This window comes from Herpetosiphon llansteffanensis (genome assembly GCF_003205875.1).
GTDB classification, from domain to species: domain Bacteria; phylum Chloroflexota; class Chloroflexia; order Chloroflexales; family Herpetosiphonaceae; genus Herpetosiphon; species Herpetosiphon llansteffanensis.
The window spans coordinates 1-18,301 of record NZ_PUBZ01000150.1; the positions used below are offsets into that span (position 1 = coordinate 1).

Consider the following 18,301-nt stretch of genomic DNA (forward strand, 5'->3'; position numbering starts at 1 on the left):
TCGCCGCACAACCCCGACACACCCCCCGCATTGCCCCCGCATTGCCGCATGCACGGCGCACAGTCCACGCACGGACGCGACACCATGCCCGTCAGAACCCGCTATGCTGCCAGCAGTGGGTTCTTCTGCATTCATTTGGAGGTGTTCGATGGACTTGTTCGCCCCCACGCCCGATGGAACCGGCATCGCGTGTGCCGTGCTCTCATTACACGAGGTTCTGGAATGCCAGGAATATGGGGTCTTGCCCCGCACCGAGGGCATGCACACCCTCCATGTGTCGGATCTCGATGTCACAGTTCATCTGGCGCATGGCGGTGCGACGGCCACGCCAGCGGCCAACACCCCGCTCGGCATGTGGCTCGGCTTCCCATCCTTGTTGGCCCATGCACTCCATCAGGCCAAACAACGCCGGAGCCAAGGCGGTATCTGGTACTCGATTCCCCTCACGCTCACGGCGGAGGCGCTGTGGTAATGGATGCACCAATCCCCATTTCGCCGATCAGTGCTATTCCGCCATGGGATGATCCCGTGCCACCGCGCGTCCAGCCCGATCGGCGCGCCGTCATGGCCCTCGTCATTGCTGAGGAAGGAGCGCAGCAGGATGAATGATCAGTTAATGGATGCCAGTAATAAAGGGTTGCTGCTCGATGTCATGCAGTATTGGCTGGCCATGCCTGCGTGGTGGATCACCCGCATGCTGATCCTGATGCATGAGGCCTGTGCGGTCGTGCTGAGTGTGGTCATGCGCGGAGCGTTTGCGACCCCGGAGTTGGGCTTGCCGGGCTGGGTGGAGCTGCTCACCGCAACCTTAATTGGCAATTGGTATAGTCGTGCATTGGCCTTGGGCATGCTGGGCTTAGGCTTAACCTTCATGCTGATGGGCAGTGGCATGCGCGCAAAGATTGTGCAGCCGCGCGCGTTTGTGCGCTGGACGCTGGTCATGGTGCTCTTGGCCATGGGCGCGCCGAGTCTGTATGGGACGACGATTCAGCTGATCACGCAAGTTCCGGCGTTGGTGCTGCCATCGATTGTCGATCGGTTGCCCCCGATTCGCGCCGCGTGGATTACGGTCGCACAGGATGGCGATCCGGTTGCCCCCTTCGACCCCGCCAATCCGGCCTATGCCAGCCGCGCGGCGGTGCTGACCATTCCCCCAACCGCCTCCAGTTGTGCCACCATGGTCACGAGTGGCCGCAGCTGCGATCACCCGATGTATGCGCCGTTAGATGCAGTCTTGGCGCTCTGGCGTACCGACCGGGCAAGCCTCATCAGCGGCATTGATGGGATCACCCATGCCACGCCCGATGGCAGTACCACCGTCCAATTGGATGGCTTGCCACCGGATTTTGCGGCCCTGTTTTATCCTGATGCGACCCAACCGTGGTACGGCGGCGCGTTTACCAGCGACCCCAGTGGGATGCAGAAGCGTCGGGAAGCCTTGAATACGGCCAGTATTGGCACGCTGCACGCGGTGGCAGGCATCCTTGCCGCGCTAGCGACCCTGATGCCTACCCTTGCCCAGGCGCTGATGACCGTCTGTGGAGCCTTGTTGTTTCTCTTGGGGATTGTCGTGGCCCCGATCGGCATGTTTGGGAACCAACGCCACTGGGTTGCGGTGGTCTATCGCAGCTTTTTTACGATCAGTGGTTGGCAAACGGTGTTGGTGGTCGGGACGAATCTGGCGACCTTTCTCCTGTTTGGGACACCAGACGAACCAGGCATTGCGATGGCCTATCCGACGATGCTCGTCGTGCTGCCGCTCTTTGTGTGGGTGCAATGGCGGGTGCTGCGCTTTGCCATGCGCCTGAGTTGGCAGGGGTTTGCCGCCGTGCGCACGGTCGTGAGTCGCGAGCCGTTGCAACGCTTGCTCGGCGATCAGCCCGCTGCGGCGACGGAAGCCCGTGTGGCCGCAACCGGACACTATACCGCCACGAGCGATACCGCTGCCATGCAGCCCACGCTGGCCACCACCACCTTGGCCCGCGAGCCACAACTGCATCCAGCAAGCACGTCGCTGCCATCGACGCAGGGCATGACAAACACACCAAGCACGCAAACTAGCACCAGGTCGGCGCTGCCGTCGCTGATCAACCCACGCGGGCTGGCATTGCGGATGCAGCAGGCGACCCAACGCACCGTACAGCGCGTGCAGCAGCTTGATCACCAGATTGAGGTCACGGAAGCGCATATGCTGCGCAGCAGTGAAGTGCGCACGGATACCCAGCTTGACCGCGCCGATCAGGCCATCACGACCATGATTGGGGGCAAGGCAATTGCCGCAGGGGTGACCTATGTGCATGAGAACGAAGTCACACCGGAATGGCTGTTTGCGCCCGCGTCTGACCCTGCCACCGCTCGGCCAGCATCCCAATCGCCGCGTGCGCCCCAATCCCGCTCGAAAAATCCCGCACAGGGCGGTCATGGTGCAGGTCGCAGTACCGCAGCGGGACGGCCACCCGAACCGCCAGTTGTGTCGCCTACCCAAGAACTGCCCACGCGTGCCGCGCCGCGATCAGCCCAGCCACCAGCCGCTGATCTGCCACCAACGCAGCCATTGATCGCCAGTGGAGCGACGACCCGACAGGACGCGGGTGCTGCGGCATCGTCAGTGGTGGCTGGTGATCAGGAAGCAAGAACCACGACGAGTGCCGCGCATGCGGATACCTCGGTCATGCCGGATGGGGTGTCCATGGCTCCAACAGCCACCGCAGCACCCGCTCCGCAGCCAAACACCACGCGTGCATCAGCCGTGGTATTGCCCATACCACCAACGCACGAATTGCCTGCTGGGTCACACCAGACGCATACGATGACACCAATGGCTTCCCGACCAGAACGCGTACCGACGGCGAGCACAGCGGCAACACCAGGCATGCATGCTCCTGCGCCCATGGCACGCCACCAATCGCCAACCATTCAGCCCATCCAGCCCCATGCGGCAACGGATGGATCACCTGTGGCGACCAGCGCTCCCCCAACGGACGCTGATCCAACGCCCCATGCGGGGAGCGCCCAGCCGCAGAAACCATCCATAGTGACCGAGGCGCACCCGCAGGCAACGCCAGCAGCGCTGACGAAACCAGCCCAATCAACCGCCGTGGATGCGCCAGCACCCTCGCCGCCTACGACAGCAAGCACGCGCCCCGTGCGGGCACGCTCGCGCGTGGGAACACCGCAGCGCATCGTTGCATCGGGTGTATCAGGAATTGACATAACGGAAAATGCGCCACGAGATCAGCACGCGCAACCGCAGCCGCCAACAGCGGCAAGCGCATCGTCCGCAGCCGTCCCCGTCCGCAAAGGACGACGCGCATGAAACGACGATCAGCCATTTGGTTGATGCTGGGAGCGGCATTGCGACGATTTCACTACCATTTCACTACCGTTTCAGTACGGTTTCACTACCATTTCACTACCGTCATGGGGCATGAAGCTGCTCCCAGAGAGGCTGCGAAGGCCATTTGGTGGCCTCGGCACTCTTTAAGCAGCCGCGAAGCCACCACATTCAATCACATCGTTCATCAGCCAGTCTCAGGCTGGAGAAAGGAAGCGATGAAGAGTTCAACCGGCTATGCTCCGAATGCGATGGAAACCCAATGCTTGGTGCTTTTAGCCCGCCTTGGTCGTCTCCTTCCGCGTCACCTGCATCTTGCGTGGCCAACCACCACCTTGCGCAATGCCTATATTTACCTGAATCGCTTAAGCGCAGCGGGATTAGTCGCCTATATTGAACACTTTGAAGCCCCACCAGCGAATCGCCGAACGCGCAAAAATCAGCTGTGGAAACGCCATGGTCGGATCTATAGCCTCACGCCCTTGGGCTGGGACTATCTCAAAGCATCCTTTCCCCACCTTGAAGAAACGAACGAACGGCTTGCGCCAACCTATTTCAATCCGCGCCATCAAGCCGAGCATCAAATCGAGTATGCCGATCTCGTCACCAGCATCATTCGTGACCTTGACACCATTCCGGGGATGGTCGGCATGAGTAGCTACATTGAGATGGATCTCAGCGAGCAAGCCCGACCCCGTGCCGATGGGATTATCGTGCTGCGCCGCTGGAAAAATGCCACACTCCACGCCGACGAACGCTCGTCCTGTTATCCGTGGTTGATTGTCGCCCGCCAAGAAGGGCAAATCGATGAACTATTCGCCATCGAGATTGATCGGGGCACGGAAGAAGCCAGCATTATTACGGGCAAGGCCCGCTCCTATGGGGAACTCTATGATGCTGGCTCATGGAAGAAGCGCTTTCAGTGGCCATTGATCGCCTTTGCCGTTCCAACCGAACGCCGCCAGCAGGTCATCTTCGATGCCTGGGATCGCGGCTGGCCCGGTGGCCCGATTCGCTGCACCACCTTTGACGCGATTCATGCCCATGGCGCACTGGCTCCGATTTGGACGCATCAACAACGCATCCAGGGCGAACGCATCCTGCATGCGAACGTTCCCTTGCTGCGCTCAAGCTGGGCTGAGGCGGTGATCGCATGACCCCATGCCGTGTGCCACACGATCCCATCCTCGTCGCCAGCCTGCACGCAGGTCTCACCGCTTTGGGGCCACTCGACCGTACCGCAATTGGCCGGATCTGGTTTCCCACCAAGGGTGATCAAGCCATCCGGCGTATCTTGCGGCCACTCGTCCAACAGCACCTGTTGCACGCCACGGTCATCAGCAAAGGACGACAACGGATTGCGATGCGCTACCACGCCACCGCCATGCCTGCGACTGCTGATCCGATTCTGCCGCCGATTCGCATGGCCGCTGCCCTGCTCGAAACTGCGCAACGCCTGCCGGATCTCATCAGTGTTCAGACGACGGTACTCGACACCTATCGCGGTGGTGGCCGCATTGTGGGCCTGCGCACCCGCCGCGCCCCGCGTCGTCGCCCGTCATCACTCGTCCCGATCCTGCGCTGGAATACCGCCGCGCCGCGTGAGCGCGAGCAGGATACGTGGTACTTGCTGGTTCCCGATCACGAACAGGTCTCGCGCGATCAGCATGCCATGCGGGCACGCTGGTATCGCGAACTGGCCACCACGCGGGGTTTTCCCGTGCCGATTCCGCTGATTCTGACCACGCCGCAGCGCATGGCCGTGGTGGAGTATGCCTGGACTCCCCACTGGCCGCAGATCGTGCTTGGTGATGCTACGCCCGATGGCCCATGGACGGACGTGGCGTGGCAGCCCATCATTGATGGCAAGGCTATCCCGCCGCCCGTCCCGATCACCCAGCTCGCTCGCTAACACGCATGGTGTCCGTTCTCAACGGGGTGTTTTTCTCAAGTTTGTTTTAGAGGAGTTTCGCATGACCGCTCACATGCTTCCACCGCGCCGTCGGCGCACCACGTTTGCTCGCCTTGGAGGTCGTATGGTAGAGAATGATGGATTCAAGGAAACCGCAGCGCCGGAGGAGGACATCAAGCTGGACGATACGGCTCCTAGCGCCGTGTCTGAACCAGCTACCGCCGCGCCAATCGTCGAGACACCGCCCATCACGGTCGTGATTCCACGCGCCGTGGAGCCGATGCCCACGCACCTGCCGCATGCGCCAATTCAATCGCCCGTGGCCATACCAGTTGTCGCCGAGCGCAGCATGGACACAGCGCCGCAGCCCGTGGTGGTCAATCCTGCCACACCGCGTCAGCCCGATCGCCATCGGGTGGAATCCATCACGATGCGACCAACCGAACCCAGCACGCCACCCCCAACGGGACTGGCTGCGCCCATCGTTCAGCCCGAACGCCCACGGTATGGTGGCCCGCGCCTACCCCGCGCCCGCTCGACCTTCGAGGCCTTTGCGCCCCACGCGGATCGCTGGGGAACCAACCATATAACCGTGGTTGGGCGCGCCACCAATGATCCGGTGACGGTCGTGCGGCCCACGGCAGGCGGCGCGTTCAATCGCTACACCGTGGCCATTTATGACCAGGTGCAGAGCGATGATACGGTCCTGCCCCAGATCTCGACCGTCGTGATGCTGGTGCCGCGCGATGCCGCCAGCCTCAATGCCGCGTTTCAGCCGGGGCGCATGCTGACCGTGAGTGGCCGCTTGGTCGTCCGTACTCACTTTGATGGCCGCTATGCTCGCACGAGTGAGTTTGGCGGCATGTTCCAGACCCAGCCCTATGTCTTGGTCGGCAGTGCAGCCCTCACACGCGGTGATGCCAGTCGCCAGCAATATTTGATTGGCCAGTTGTCGGGCACCGTGACGGGCATCATTACCCAGCCCACCACACGCTACCGCTTTGACCGCCAGCAGGAGCTGGTGGTGCTCATGCGCGTGACCGAAGCCTTTGATCGACCACCACCCGCGCGTGGCCAGCGCATCGAGCACCAGATTGTGCCGTTGCTCGTGCCCATCACGGTCGCCGAGGTACTGCCCACGCTCGCCACGGGCATGCGCATTCAGACGGAAGTCGAGCTGCATGTCAAACACCGGATTTTAGGCAATCACCACTTTGCGCTCACAGGCGTGCCCGATGAGGCCAAGACGCAGCTGCGCCACCGCGAGCGCTGGACACTCGTCGCCACATGGATGGAGGAACAGGCACTATGCCCACCCGTTTCCGACTCGCCAGCATCGGACTTGTCATAATTATTCTACTCAGCAGTTGTGGAGGTCGCCCGCTTCCGGCGACCTCTCCCAATACCATCACAGGCAAGCCCCAGTGGTGGTGTCCGACCCCAGTCATGGCAGGCGATCCCACGGCGATTGCCGCCATGCCCACGGTCACGCCCTACTATCACCGTGACCAGTTTATGCTGGGCCAAGATATTGTGAGTAACGGCATGCGCGTGACGGTGCATGCCATCACCGACGGCGAGACGGCTCCCGACGCAATAGGCGGCGGACAGCTGCACTGGGTTGACCTCGAACTCACCAGCGCGGTGTCGTTACCACTTGATCTGGCCGCCCAAGTCGTGATCCGCGAGGTGGAGCAGGATGCCGGACAAGGTGCACGCGGCTGGTGGACGACCGACACGGCCACACTGGCCACCGCCGCCATTACCCTGCCGACGCGGCTGGAAGCAGGTTTGCCTTGGCGCGGCCAGATTCCCATCCGTACCCCCGTGGGCAAGCCCGTGTTTGTGCTGGTGTACCGCACGCCGAGCGATGCACTCTTGCGTGAACAGCCCACTGATGGCGTGATCGTGGTGCAGAATCGCCGTGACCCAACCTGTGCAGGCAATATTGCCCGCGTCCCGTTCCCGACGATACCCGCAGGCGGTGGACCAGGCGCGCCTATTAACGGGACACCCATCGCCGTGCCACCGGGCACGAATCCGCTGGTGGCCTATACCGTCAGCAAGCTGGCGTGGCCCTATGTGTGGGGTGGCGAAAGCGAGGCCGAAGGCGGCTTTGATTGTTCGGGGCTGATGTATGCGGCCTATGGCAGTGTCGGATTGGCCGTGCCGCGCACCTCGCAGGCCATGTGGCAGAGCGCGCAGATTCAGCGGATTGGCATCAGCGAATTGCGCCCTGGCGATCTGGTCTTTTTTCACACCGATAGCAGCCGCTTCAGCAGCCCACCAACCCATGTCGGCATGTACATTGGGGATTTCAATGGCAATGGCACACCGGATCTCGTGCACGCGCTGAGTCCGGCGTGGGGCATTCGGATTGAGGACAATTGGCTGACCAAGCCATGGCTCGTTGCGCCATGGCCGGATGGCACGCCCCGTTTATGGGGTGCTGGCTATTTCGTGAATCCCTATCGTTAGTCTAGAAGGAGTCGTTCTATGCGTTGGTTCATTCTTGTGCTCATACTGCTTATGCATCCATACAGCACGTTTGCCCAAACGACCCCGCTGACCGTACGGGTTCAAGATGCGACCACGATGCATCCCGTGGTAGGCGTGGTGATCACCTTTACGCCGATCGGTGGCCAACCGATCAGTGTGACCAGCGACGCGCAGGGTGTGGCCGTTGTCACACTCCCCGCCGATCGCGTGGTCGTCACGCTGGCCGCTGCGGATGGCCGTGTGATTCCGTGGGAAGCACCCTATGCAGGCGGCTATCCCATCCAGTCGGTTGTGGGTCTGACCACATTTACCGTGCAGATCGACCCGGTGACCGGAGTGGCCCATCACGCGCTGGAGCAAGATTGGGCGGGTGGCCCAACCCAAGCCGATGACCCGACCGCAGCCTTAGCGCCGCCTGCGACCGGAACCGTGCTGGCGGCCCAAACCGCCACCGCTGAGGTCGCGCAGCTGCCAACCAGTGAGGCGCTCCTGCCAACGACCCTGCTAGTCGCACCACCCACGAGCGTGCCCAGTGCCGTTCCGACCAGCAGTCAGCCCGTGCTGGCGATCTTGCCGGGTAGCCCACCTACGCCACCAGCAGCGCGCCCATGGACGACGTGGCTGCCCCTCGTGGCGATTGTGGGGGTCATGCTGTTGGGCCTGTGGTCGTGGCGCGGACGCATGGGGGTGGTGCGATGATGTGGCGGAGTCTGTTCCTGCTTATTTTGCTCGTGTGTCTTTTGACACCAGCAGCCACCACGGCCCAAACGCCGACCGTCACCCCGTCCGCTGCCGGATGGGCGTTTGATACCCCGCGCTCGCTGGGCCGGGATATCGGCGTGATCCGTGGATTGGCCACCGCGCTCGATGAGCAGGGCTATGCCCATACCAGTTACCTGCGGGCGAGCGAGTTTATGGCCAATGCCAGTCACAGTGCGCTGATTGTCCAAGGCGTGACCCGCGCAGGCGACCGCTATGAACGGCGATTGTGGCAGGGCGAACCCAGCGCTGGCCCCACCGCGATCACCGCACGCCAAGGACGGATTATTGTCGCGGCAACCCTTGCTGGAACAGTGCGGCTGTGGGAAAGCCGCGATAGTGGGGCAACGTGGCGCGCACCGGACTGGCCAGTTCGCGCCAGTGTGGCCCAGCTGGCAATCCTGCCCGATGGTCGCGCCGTGCTGGCACTGCTCACCCGCCGTGGCAGCCAGTTTACGCTCACCATCGCCAGCGAACGCACCGCAGGCAGTGGGTCGTGGCTGTTGGCTAATCCATTGCCAAGCAGCTCCAGCGCGGTGGTGGCGGTGTGGCAGCGGGACGCGGTACGCACGGATCAGGGAGGGTTGCCCCAGCTCGTCATTGCCCAGGGCATGGCGGGTGGCGTGCAGCTGGCGAATAGCATGGATGGCCGCACATGGCAACCGCAGACCATTGCCAGTGCCACGCCGCATGCGTTAGCGCTGAGTGCCGTTGGAGAACAACTCGTGGTCATGCATGAAGAATATGGTGCGCGGGTGCTGTGGCTGGCCAGTTCAACGTTGAATGATGGATGGCAGGTGACGCGGCTGAGTACGCCGTCCTCGATGATTGTCGAAGCCAACCCGCTGCTCCACAACCCACAAACGAACATGATCATGCTCCTGACGACCTGTCGCTTTCCCGACCGTCCCTTTGGCAGCCATCGGGCGCAGCTCTGCCTCAGTCGGGTCGCGCGGGACAAGCTGCACGTGGCCAGTGCGTGGGAAAGCCAGTGGGCTGAACCGTGGACACCGATTACGATGGCCCAACCCCATACGGCGCAGGCGGGAGCAGTCGTGGTGACGCACGGCATGCAGGCGCATATGGCGTGGGTCGGGCAGTTCATCCCCAGTGACTTTCTGCATATTAACGCAACCCAAGCGGGGTTTGTGACCACGAGTGAGGCCATGGCCACGACGGTGCGGATTCCGACGCTCGCGCGGATGGATGCGCCGTGATGAAGGAGCAAGAAAACACCACTGAAGGATTGATTATCGTACAAATCAATCCTTTAGCGGCATTGCTTTTCTGTGGCATAGGTCAACCTCCTCGAATTCAGCATACAGTACCTAAGAACGAGGGGCCAGAATACAACGAAATCCTTGGTCATATCCACCTTTGGGAAGAAGCCTGTCACGCGCTGCACAGAGAATCTTTGTTCTATTTTGATAATATGCCCCCCCCCGCAGCACCATGGGGTCATCACTATCCGCAAGCACCTGCTGCACATCGCCACCATTCTTCTCATAGGGTGTGGCTGTCCACTCCCACAAATTGCCGACACTATCCAGTGCTCCACACGCTGCTTCTCCTAGCAGTCCTACGCCAATAGATAAAGGACGATTTTCTTCATTCCAATCGTAGACCGCATGCTCCGGTGTGGTTGGAGGTGGTATAACGAAAGTGGTGCAAAATTAACGAGAGCCAGGTGGACTATACTTGGAAATGCAACAGACCAAGGAAAGGACCACCATGACTCCCAGCAAGAAGCATACCCATTCGCCCGTGATCGGTCAAGCTGAAGCCCACGCCACCTTCCAGCAGATGGTGCAGCACCAGATTCGGCAGGCGATTCGCGCCACGTTCATCGACATTTTGGAAGACGAAGTGGCCGCCTTCATCGGTGCGCAGCCCTATGAACGCACTGACGAGCGGCGTGATCACCGCGCGGGGCATCGCTCGCGCACGCTTGGCACGACCGCTGGCGTGATCGAGGACTTGCCCGTCCCGCGCACCCGTGGCGGCTTTCGAACCTAGTTGTTTGACCGCTACCAGCGCCGCATGCACGATGTGGATACGCTCATGCAGGATATGTTTGTCGGCGGGGTCAGCCAAACCGCCGTTGGCACGGTGGTTGAGCACTTAACGGGCAACGCACCCAGTCCCTCAACCGTCTCGCGGGTGTTTCATACGCTTGATGACGAGTTTCAGGCCTGGCAAGCACGTCCGTTGCCGCCACGGTACTGCTATGCCTTCGCCGATGGCACCTATTTCAGTGTCATCTATAACGGCCAAGGCCAGAAAATGCCCATTTTGGCGCTGATTGGGATCACGCCGGATGGCCAGCGCGAGGTGATTGCCTTCACGACGGGCGAGCGGGAAAACCAAGGCGCGTGGGAAAGCCTGTTGGCGGATATCAAAGATCGCGGGGTAGCAACGGTTGATCTCTGGATTACCGATGGGCATCAGGCGATGCTGAACGCGATTGCGGCGAAGTTTCCCGCGTCGCAGCGCCAGCGCTGTGTCGTGCACAAAATGAGCAACATCGAAAGCCACGTTCCCGAAAAATACCGCGATGCGCTCCATGCGGAGCTGCGGACGATTTTCTATCAGCCCGACCGAGCACAGGCCGACCAAGCGGCAGCGGCGTTTATGGCCAAATATGAGCGTCAGTACCCATCAGCGATCCGCTGCATGCAACGCGATTGGGATGCCTGTTTGACCTTTTATGCCTATCCTGAGGGGCATTGGGTGAATATCCGGACATCGAACATCATTGAACGCACCTTCGAGGAGGTCAAGAAGCGCAGCAAAAAAATGGCGACCGCGTTTCGGAATGAAGGCAGTTGTTTATTACTCTTTTATGCGGTCGTTCGGACGCTCCAGCTTCGTAAAATTCGCATGCCTGGCTAGATTGATTTTGCACACTTCTTGACAAACCACCTCGTGGATGTCAGTCAGGCTGTTTTGCGTGGGCGATCCGTTCGCTGCGGGCGCATAATTGATTATGCGAGGAATCAATCATGTCATTGGTCAGGCGAGGGAATTGAGCGTAGCAACCCAGCTAGCCCCGAAAATAGGTAGCGAACGGGTGTGCTAAATAATACCGAGCGAGGGTGCAGGTCGATTGCATCAACATTCGTTCTTAAGTCTTACAAAATTATGGAATGAATTGTTTACGAGCCAACGAAAAAGCGCCTGACGAGCGCGAGCGCATGGTGCCAGCGACGGTTCCGGCAGGCGACGGTCAATCGACGATGAGCGTCGTTCTGTGCGAGCGTATACGTCTCACCCATGAAGGTGATTTTTGTGCTATCCATGCCAAAAATCGCGAAGAAATGTATCTACAGAAGACGTAGGGATATGCCACGTTTGAGAATAATTGGCCAAGGAAGGAGTTTGCTCCAAAAAATCACCCTTTTCCATACCATATTTTTGTGCTATCGTTTTTCCCAACGATTGATGCTATCCAAATTATGATAAATCGTGCCATGAAGATGCTATTTAATCATGAAAAATGCGCAGTTGTTCACGCTATCCTGTTTCGATGCATCTGATAAGCATATTCATGAATTGTGATACATCAACAGGAGAACTACGCGTTTGAGAGGAGGTGCTGGGCACGAGAGAATCCATCGATAATCAATCCACCTTTTCCGCTGACGGCATCTATCGGTTGTACTGCGATGTATTGACCAAGGAGTTGCCATGAATCGATTCTCCGTATTCTCCCGTCCACTGATGACTGTGATAGTCCTGAGTCTCTTGCTCGCGATTCCCACACGCGCCCCAGAACCGGCGTTGGCGACCACATTCCAAGGAGTGATTCCTATCTCTGGCCCCGCTGTCCCCACGCTTACGTCCTTTGATACTGCGGTTGTTACCTTTATGGAACAGAATGGGATTGATGCAGCAAGTCTTGCAATAACCTATAATGGTGTTACGGTTTTTGTGCGTGGCTATGGATGGTTAACCAAAGATCGCAGCGTTTTAATGCCACCTAATGCGTTAATGCGACTGGCCAGCATCACGAAGCCGATTACTGCGGCGACGATCCGCACCCTCGTTCGTGCGGGTCTCCTCTCCTATCAATCCAAAGTTTTTTGCATCGGATCGAATAGTTCCCCCAACTGTTTGTTATCGATCCCACCCCTGCCTGGCGAAACTCCGGATGCGCGACTTGATGATATTACGATTCAACATTTGCTCGATCATCGCGGTGGATGGGATCGGGACTTAACGTTTGATCCATTATCTGAACATATTGCGATTGCCGCTGAAATGGGTGTACCAAGCCCACCAACGAAAACACAACTTGTCCAGTATATGCATGGTTGGCCACTGAACTATACCCCTGGAAGTACCTATGCATATTCGAATTATGGGTATATGCTTTTGGGTATGGTGATTGAAAAACTCATGGGAACGTCATATACCGAGTATATCCAACGCTCCATCTTTCTTCCCCTGGATATTCCTGCGACTGAAATCGAGCTTGGGCGCACGCTCCCCCAATATCGTAATCCACGCGAACCATGGTATGACTATCCCTATATGTGTCCCAATGTTTTCAATCCTACGGAATCGGTTCTTTGTCCTGACGGTGGTCTCTATATGGAAGGGCGGGATGCGAATGGTGGCATTATTGCAACATCGTGTGCCTATGCGCGTTTCTTAAATGCTTATTGGATTGATGGTCAACCCAAACAGCCTGGTATTAACCGTGGCCGTTATAATCATACTGGGCGACACCCTGGTGTCCGAACCCTCGCCCGTCAATGGAGTAACGACGATAGTTTTGTCATCATGTTCAACAGTGATATCAATGGAACAGGGAATCAGATTGATATCGCTGGATTCAGAAGCACGATGGATACCATATACGCGCAAGTTAGTAGCTGGCCAACCGCAGCCAGTCCCGTATGTCCTACCGAGGATTTACAGCCGAACAAAACGTTTCTGCCAATGTCACGAAAATAGGAGTGTTGATTGGAGTGCATGAGTCGCGGATCGTTATTCCTGCATGAGAAAGCAAGTTCATGCACCAGCACCGCATCTGAGAAAAACGCCCATTCTCTTCTCGGACAACGTCGATTGATTTCATGAGCCTATCGTATCTTATCAAGGAGCCACCATGAATCGATTTTCATCGTTCGCGTGGATTGTGACCATCCTTCTGGGTAGTGTTGTGCTCGTTATCACACCGAATGCCTCGTGGGCCACCCGTCCGACCCAATCCCCGACCGTACCACAAGCTATCATCCCGGTCAGCGGCACTATCAGCGCTAATACGACTTGGACGACTGGCAATATCTACACGGTAAACACGGGGGTTACGCTCGCGAGTAACATTGTTCTTACGATCCAGCCTGGTGTGATCGTGAAATTTGCGTTGGGCGGCTATATGAATGTTGATGGAACCCTGATTACACAAGGAACGAGCGCTAACCCAATTACCTTCACGAGTTTGCGTGATGATAGTGTTGGCGGTGATACCAACGGCGATGGCTCTGCCACGGCCCCAGCACGGGGCGACTGGCAACATCTCTGGGTTGACACAGGATCGGTGAGCAACATCAAGTACGTCCGGTTCCGCTATGGTGGAGGCAATAGTACCTTTGGCTCGATGTTGTATGCGTCTGGAGGAACCGTTGAGATTGATAACGCGGAGATTACCCACAGTGGCTCACGAGGTTTTCGTTCAACCTCGCCGACGCTGCTCACGATCAGCAATACCCGGTTTGAGAGTAATACAAGTTCGGCAGCCTCAATATCCGTCACGACCTTAGCAACATGGCAGTTTACCAACAATAGTTGCATAAATAATGGCTACAATATGATTTGGTTAAGTGGCAATATCGCGACTACAACAGCGCTTAACCATCCTGGCTGTGTGCTTGGTATTACGGCATTAACCCTCAATGCAGGAACGATATTCACCCTTGCGCCAGGAACAATCATCAAATTTGATCTTGATGCCTATTTCAATATTGATGGCATTCTTAACGCATTGGGCACGGCGGCAAATCCTATTACGTTCACGAGTCTGCGTGATGACAGTATTGGTGGTGACAGTAATGGGGATGGGACTGCGACCAGCCCAGCACGAGGCGACTGGCAACGTCTCTGGGTTGATACAGGGTCGGTGAGCAAAATAAAGTATGCCCGATTCTATTACGGAGGCGATAGTACCTTTGGCTCGATGTTGTATGCGTCTGGAGGAACCGTTGAAATTGATAATACGGAGATTATGCAGAGCGCATCGCGGGGCTTTCGTTCAACCTCGCCGACGCTGCTCACGATCAGCAATACCCGGTTTGAACAGAATGCTTTTGTCGCCGCCTCGATAGAGGTAACCACGCTCGCAACGTGGCAACTTACCAATAATAGCTGTGAGAACAATGGCTATGACATGATGACCTTAACCGGCAACATCGCATCCTCAACGACGCTCAATCATCCCGGGTGTGTCCTAGGTATCGCCACGAATCTCAATGTCAATACGGGCAAAGTGTTCACCTTAGCACCCGGCACGATAGTAAAACTTGATCTTGATGCACGCATTACGGTTGACGGAACATTCAATGCCCAAGGTACTGCGGCAAACCCTATCACCTTTACCAGCCTTCGCGACGATAGTATTGGTGGCGATACCAATGACGATGGCACCGCTACAAGTCCAGCACGGGGCGACTGGCGATATGTCTGGTTGGATACGGGTAATGTTACCAAAATGTCAAATGTTCTTATGCGCTATGGCGGTGGCAATACAACCAGCATGCTCTACATCACTGGGGGCACGATTGCCCTGGATACAGTGCTTATCGAAGAAAGCGCCAGCGATGGAGCGAACGCTCGCGTTACGAAAGCATCGGTGGTTAATAGCATCTTCCGCCAGAATGAGTCTGACGGACTCGATATCGATGGGGTTGACATTGCTGGTGACTTTGTGATTCAGCGTACCCGCTTTGAGACATCGAACGCGCAGGGTCTCGAGATCAGTGCTGGACGGGTAACCGCCTCATGCATTGAGGTCGATAACAACGATAACGGCGGCATCTTGGTTGATACCAGTAATCCCAGCCTCGTGACCCTGTTGCGTGCATCACTCACGAATAATGTTATGTACGGCCTATCACGCAGTGGCGCATCGGCGCTTAAGGCTACTGATCTCTGGTGGGGTCATCCGAGTGGCCCCAGTAGCCTCGGTCCTGGGAGCGGTGATGCAGTCCTAGGCAATGTGACATATAGCCCGTGGCGTACGGTTGCTCCCGACTGTGCTGGGAATGTCGATGTCGCCCAACCGTACCTCACAATCAATTATCCGACTGGTCTACCAGGGAGTCTCTTTACTCTTAATGGCTATAACTTTGCTATCAGTTCAACCGTAACGCTGAGTGCCAACGGGCGACTCCTTACGAGCGTACCTACCAATGGGCTTGGTCGCTTTACGATTATCCTTGATACCAATGGCGCTGACCCAGGTCTGTATACGATGATCGCGAGCTCTGTCATGGGAATCCAGCACCATTTCCGCGAGCGACAGATAGAACGTGCCAGCATCGAGTTTAATCTCCTTCCATCCGCGCTTGAGCGGCCCCGTGAGTCAGATGGCAGTACTCCGACTATTCTCCTACCGGATGGACTTAACACCTTTAAGGTCGCTATGCCATATGTTACGCGCTAGAGATTTTGGGGCAGATAGTCCTTCGCTATCCGCCCTACTCACAGGTAAATAGCACCAATTACGACACCGTTCGTGTAGGGTATGACAATGGATGGAGCGTGCAAAAAGTTGGGGTGTGAAACGGTATGATAAACGACAGCGCGACTGATCCGTCAACATCTGAGACCCGTTGATACCAGCTTTTTGCACGCTCGTCTATGAGCACATTAACTGGCTGCCTCACTGAGTATCTGTCAGTTTGAGGTATACCCATTCCTGATGTCAGATTTCCCTCAATTCAGCGTCAATATAGGGTTGTTTTGTTTTTTCTTGACACTTGTTTTCAATGGTTTTAGACGCTATCCTGACAGCGTGTCCGCTTTACTTGATTAACCCTCTGCGAACCTAATAAGATCTTCAACATTCCTGAAACAATCTACTATGAAGACCTTTGTAAACTTGATTGATTTACGAATCGGTAGCGATGTTTTCGCTAACAGCGATAAGGATAGTGGATTAGCAGCATTCAACATACCGATATTTACACTGGAATCATTGGTTTAATACTTGTTTTTATTTCCAAATAAGTGGTTGCTTTTTAAAATTTTGAAGGTCTATTCAACGCCATCTACAGTAAATAATACTTCAAAATCCATTGAGACGGAATAACGATTCGTCATTATACGCGGAAAATGTTTTATAAGGAGGGATATATGACCAATGCTGACGCCAACATTCCATGGAAGGTGCAAGCCATGCTTACGGAAACCGTACAAAAGCTATTTTGGATGGTCTTGGCTGAGCGGCACCGCCAAGATTCCGAACACAACCTCCTCGTTCCTAGGCCAGATATCGTTCCGCAGATCATTGCAGCCTATAGTATCAAAAATGCGGTTGTTGCCGCAAGTAGTAGCCTCGTGCCTGGTCCACTCGGTATGCTTACGGCACTACCAGAGGTAATCCTGGTCTTGCGTAACCAACTCCGGTTAATCTACGATATCGGTGTCGCCCATGGGCAGTCACATGATCTTAAAGAAGAGGTATTGGCGGGTGTCTTGGCGTCGTCGCTCGGTGTCGGGACTATGGGTGTCTTGGCGGATCAGGGAGGGCGGTTACTTATTCGGAAGGCATCTACACACATCTTTACGCAGGTCAGCAGCCTCATTGGCAGAAAAGTGGCCCAACAAGCCCTGAGTTCTCAGATCAGCAAATGGCTCCCTGGCCTTGGTGCAGTTGCAATGGCTGCTTGGTCAAGATATACCACCATGCAGGTTGGTAAAAAAGCAAATAGTCTGCTGAGTTGCCCAATTGTGATCACTGCAGATACGCCGGTTGCAGATCCATTGCACCCAAAAGCAACGACACTGCCATCGTTGGAGCGCATCAAGATCGATGCGCTCATCAACTTAGTGACGATCGACCGCGATCGTGCGCCGTCCGAGTTAGCATTTATCGACACGATACTGATGCATAGCGAGTTTGATCCGGCCATGCTTGCTGATATCCATCAAAGTCTGATCTCCGACGAGCCACGCTTGGTTGATTATACTCGCTTTATTGACGACCCTGATGCCTCGCTCGGACTGTTAATTGATCTGGTTGCGCTGGCACAGCGACATGGAGGTATTCATATCACGGAAGCAATGTATATCAAACAGGTTGGGCGAATCCTTGGCTATGAATCAGACGATATTTTGATGTTGCTGGAGGGAAACGTTGCAATGCCAGATATGAGGAAAGGAGATCTTTAGAGACTCTATTATTATCAATATTTTGAGTCACAAAAGGTCTTCACAAACTCGATTAGCGTGGTATACTCCCGATTGAACAACCAATAATCAATCTTGTTGGTATTTCAACCTTCATCATCAGTGAGTTTAGCATCCAAAATGCATAGATTTGCCGATAAGGCAAGAGCAAGCTGGCAGTTCTTGGTATATTTTCCATCATCTTCCGTCGTAGCATCATATTCACTCCAAGAAACACATTTATTTGGTCTATAAAACTGGGACAATTTGCGTTTCCCCATGCGCATCAAGCTTATTGTTCATGATGCCGTAACTGCCCGTAAGCGCTGCGCCGTGGTTGGTGGCTGATGCCGTTTGTTCGTCGTCGCCCAGCGCTGGATGAGGGCCGCAAGCCGTGTGAGTAC

General features: G+C 56.5%; 13 protein-coding genes and 1 pseudogene. 13 read left to right on the forward strand and 1 reads right to left on the reverse strand.

Going from position 1 to position 18,301, the window contains the following annotated elements; genetic code table 11:
- The first annotated feature begins 148 nt into the window (after window positions 1-148).
- The 9 genes from C5S61_RS24315 (at window position 149) to C5S61_RS24350 (ending at window position 9,721) form a co-directional block, all read left to right on the forward strand.
- Complete coding sequence (locus C5S61_RS24315; protein ID WP_110519802.1) at window positions 149-472, forward strand: hypothetical protein; 324 nt, start codon at window positions 149-151, stop codon at window positions 470-472.
- The gene (locus C5S61_RS26970; protein WP_164689762.1) at window positions 472-609 is read left to right on the forward strand and encodes a hypothetical protein; all 138 of its coding nucleotides are present in this window, start codon (window positions 472-474) and stop codon (window positions 607-609) included. Before C5S61_RS24315 ends, C5S61_RS26970 begins: the two co-directional genes overlap by 1 nt.
- The gene (locus tag C5S61_RS24320; RefSeq protein WP_205701476.1) at window positions 602-3,316 is read left to right on the forward strand and encodes a hypothetical protein; all 2,715 of its coding nucleotides are present in this window, start codon (window positions 602-604) and stop codon (window positions 3,314-3,316) included. Before C5S61_RS26970 ends, C5S61_RS24320 begins: the two co-directional genes overlap by 8 nt.
- Window positions 3,317-3,552: 236 nt before the next feature.
- Window positions 3,553-4,491: a replication-relaxation family protein gene (locus tag C5S61_RS24325; RefSeq protein ID WP_110519804.1), complete on the forward strand. Its 939-nt coding sequence runs from the start codon at window positions 3,553-3,555 to the stop codon at window positions 4,489-4,491.
- Complete coding sequence (locus tag C5S61_RS24330) at window positions 4,488-5,246, forward strand: hypothetical protein (protein WP_110519807.1); 759 nt, start codon at window positions 4,488-4,490, stop codon at window positions 5,244-5,246. The genes C5S61_RS24325 and C5S61_RS24330 overlap by 4 nt, the downstream gene beginning before the upstream one ends.
- A 124-nt stretch (window positions 5,247-5,370) precedes the next feature.
- Window positions 5,371-6,597: a hypothetical protein gene (locus C5S61_RS24335; RefSeq protein ID WP_240614563.1), complete on the forward strand. Its 1,227-nt coding sequence runs from the start codon at window positions 5,371-5,373 to the stop codon at window positions 6,595-6,597.
- A gap of 293 nt (window positions 6,598-6,890) precedes the next feature.
- Window positions 6,891-7,724, forward strand: coding sequence for a C40 family peptidase (locus C5S61_RS24340; RefSeq protein WP_240614564.1), 834 nt, complete (start codon window positions 6,891-6,893; stop codon window positions 7,722-7,724).
- A gap of 18 nt (window positions 7,725-7,742) precedes the next feature.
- The gene (locus C5S61_RS24345; RefSeq protein WP_110519814.1) at window positions 7,743-8,444 is read left to right on the forward strand and encodes a hypothetical protein; all 702 of its coding nucleotides are present in this window, start codon (window positions 7,743-7,745) and stop codon (window positions 8,442-8,444) included.
- The gene (locus C5S61_RS24350; protein WP_110519816.1) at window positions 8,441-9,721 is read left to right on the forward strand and encodes an exo-alpha-sialidase; all 1,281 of its coding nucleotides are present in this window, start codon (window positions 8,441-8,443) and stop codon (window positions 9,719-9,721) included. The genes C5S61_RS24345 and C5S61_RS24350 overlap by 4 nt, the downstream gene beginning before the upstream one ends.
- Before the next feature lie 111 nt (window positions 9,722-9,832).
- Here the strand turns inward: C5S61_RS24350 and C5S61_RS27370 are convergent, their stop codons facing one another.
- Window positions 9,833-10,159: an SUMF1/EgtB/PvdO family nonheme iron enzyme gene (locus C5S61_RS27370; RefSeq protein ID WP_110519818.1), complete on the reverse strand. Its 327-nt coding sequence runs from the start codon at window positions 10,157-10,159 to the stop codon at window positions 9,833-9,835.
- A 148-nt stretch (window positions 10,160-10,307) separates the two neighbouring features.
- On the opposite strand from C5S61_RS27370, the pseudogene C5S61_RS24360 reads away from it, so the two are divergent.
- The 4 genes and pseudogenes from C5S61_RS24360 to C5S61_RS24375 all read left to right on the forward strand — a co-directional run.
- Window positions 10,308-11,303, forward strand: a pseudogene (locus C5S61_RS24360) (IS256 family transposase); the annotation flags it as partial.
- Between the two features lie 888 nt (window positions 11,304-12,191).
- Entirely contained in the window at window positions 12,192-13,463 is a 1,272-nt protein-coding gene (locus C5S61_RS24365) for a serine hydrolase domain-containing protein (protein WP_110519820.1), read from the forward strand.
- 154 nt (window positions 13,464-13,617) lie between these two features.
- Window positions 13,618-16,170, forward strand: a complete 2,553-nt coding sequence (locus tag C5S61_RS24370; RefSeq protein ID WP_110519822.1) for a right-handed parallel beta-helix repeat-containing protein — start codon at window positions 13,618-13,620, stop codon at window positions 16,168-16,170.
- 692 nt (window positions 16,171-16,862) lie between these two features.
- On the forward strand, window positions 16,863-17,900 hold the full coding sequence (locus tag C5S61_RS24375) for a hypothetical protein (RefSeq protein ID WP_110519824.1): 1,038 nt from the start codon (window positions 16,863-16,865) through the stop codon (window positions 17,898-17,900).
- Window positions 17,901-18,301 lie beyond the last annotated feature (401 nt).